The 2,548-nt window shown below is 45.8% G+C and carries 1 pseudogene; it reads right to left on the bottom strand.

Annotated elements, in window-relative coordinates:
• A pseudogene (locus B9T30_RS16295) lies at positions 1-2,548 on the bottom strand (trimeric autotransporter adhesin AtaA); the annotation flags it as partial.

Here is a 2,548-nt window from a genome sequence, read left to right as displayed (position 1 = left end):
WCTTTAACGGTATTGCCTAAGCCAAGTTGCACCCCGTCTGCTGTTGTTGTACTGGTGATGCTGCCATCTGTTGAGGCTTTGACATTAAGGGTATCACCCAACTTGTATTGGTTGGCTGTTGTACCATTACCGAACTTGATGCCTGTGTTGGTAACTGCTGTTTTTGCATCAATGACTGCATTGTTTAGGTCACCTGCGTTGACACCTTTGCTTGCATTAGCAGTATTAGTGTAATCACCTGCGCTAGCTACATTGCTTAGGCTCGTACCGCCTGTGGTAGTAATCTTGCCTGTGATTGCATCTTTTGTACTGCTTGTTGCGGTTCCACCAAAGGTAACTTTGTCTTTAGTGGCTGCATTGTCGTACTTCACTGCTGCATTATCTGTTGCAGTTTGTGCATCGCTCACAAGTTTTAATTGGTCTTCTGTTGCTGCTTGTCCACTGGTAATGCTTGCCGCATTCCATGTCTTGTTGCTTAAGCCACCGATTTTTCCTGTGCTGCCATCAAGCGTGATCTGCGTGGCACCACTACCAACGGTTACTTTATCGAAACTTACATCTTGCGCTGTTGCTACGGTGTAAATGCTTTGACCATCTGCGCCAGCCACTGAAGTGACTTTAATATTGTCGCCTTCTTTTACTTCTGTCTTAGCTGCTTTCGCTGTATTGCTAACACTGTTGATTGCCCCATCAATCGTGTTCGCACCTGTTCCACCAATGTTGTTGGTGGTGATAGCTCCAGTCACTGCATTTATAGTCGTACTACCGCCAATTGCATTTTTAATGCTGTTTGATACTGCATGAAGCTGGCTACCATTAATTGCATCGCTTGAGCTTGCATTGACTCCACCTGCTTTCACATTGCTGATCGTGGTACCCGTTGCTCCACCGCCTAAAGTAACTTTGTCTTTTGTTGCTGCACTGTCGTACTTCACTGCTGCATTATCTGTTGCAGTTTGTGCATCACTCACAAGTTTCAATTGGTCTTCTGTCGCAGCTTGTCCACTGGTGATGCTTGCAGCATTCCATGTCTTATTGCTTAAACCACCAATTTTTCCTGTGCTGCCATCAACGGTGATCTGCGTAGCACCACTACCAACTTTAACGGTATTGCCTAAGCCAAGTTGTACTCCGTCTGCTGTCGTTGTACTGGTGATGCTGCCATCTGTTGAGGCTTTAACATTAATGATATCACCCAACTTGTATTGGTTGACTGTTGTACCATTACCGAACTTGATGCCTGTGTTGGTAACTGCTGTTTTTACATTAATTACCGCATTGTTTAGGTCACCTGCGTTGACACCTTTGCTTGCATTAGCAATATCGGTGTAATCACCTGCGCTAGCTACATTGCTTAGGCTCGTACCGCCTGTGCTAGTAATCTTGCCTGTGATTGGGTCTTTTGTACTGCTTGTTGCGGTTCCACCAAAGGTAACTTTGTCTTTCGTCGCGGCATTGTCGTACTTCACTGCTGCACTGTCTGTTGCCGCTTGTTGTGCCGCCAATGTATCTAATTGACCTTTGTTCACTGCATCTTTGCTGCTGGTACCTGCTTCGATGCCTGTGATTTTATTGGTCGTTTTGTCGATAACAACGTTGCCTACAGTGACTTTGTCCGCTGTAAGTCCTGCATTGTTAATAACCGTATTGCCTGTGGTCACACTGGTCAAGCTCAAGTCTTGGCTTAAAGCAAATGCGATGTCTTTGCCTGTCTTGGTCGCAGTGAGATTTGTATCTGCAAGGTCTGCAACACCGATATCAACAGTATCACCTGCTTTGATCGCACCCGCGTTCGTACCATTGGTTTGTAGGGTGAAACCACCTTTTAAGCTACTAATGTCTGCGGTATTGGTGGTGATTTGTGTACCGTGGTTGCTCACTGTGGTGTTCAGTGTGCTGATACTTGTGGTGTTTTGAGCAACGTTTTGGTTGGTTGCATACAGTTGGCGACCATTCACTGCATCTGTTGAGCTTGCATTGAGTGTGCCATCTTTAACATTAGTGATCGTGGTACCCGTTGCTCCACCTAAAGTGACTTTGTCTTTCGTCGCTGCACTGTCGTACTTCACTGCTGCATTATCTGTTGCACTTTGCGCATCGCTCACAAGTTTTAATTGGTCTTCTGTTGCTGCTTGTCCACTGGTAATGCTTGCCGCATTCCATGTCTTGTTGCTTAAGCCACCAATTTTTCCTGTGCTGCCATCAACTGTGATCTGCGTAGCACCACTACCAACTTTAACGGTATTGCCTAAGCCAAGTTGCACACCGTCTGCTGTTGTTGTACTGGTGATGCTGCCATCTGTTGAGGCTTTGACATTAAGGGTATCACCCAACTTGTATTGGTTGGCTGTTGTACCATTACCGAACTTGATGCCTGTGTTGGTAACTGCTGTTTTTGCATCAATGACTGCATTGTTTAGGTCACCTGCGTTGACACCTTTGCTTGCATTAGCAGTATTAGTGTAATCACCTGCGCTAGCTACATTGCTTAGGCTCGTACCGCCTGTGGTAGTAATCTTGCCTGTGATTGCATCTTTTGTACTGCTTG

This window comes from Acinetobacter sp. ANC 4973, assembly GCF_002135275.1.
Lineage (GTDB): Bacteria > Pseudomonadota > Gammaproteobacteria > Pseudomonadales > Moraxellaceae > Acinetobacter > Acinetobacter kyonggiensis.
The sequence above is the reverse complement of the archived record's forward strand: the minus strand, read 5'-3'. Positions and strand labels throughout refer to the sequence as shown.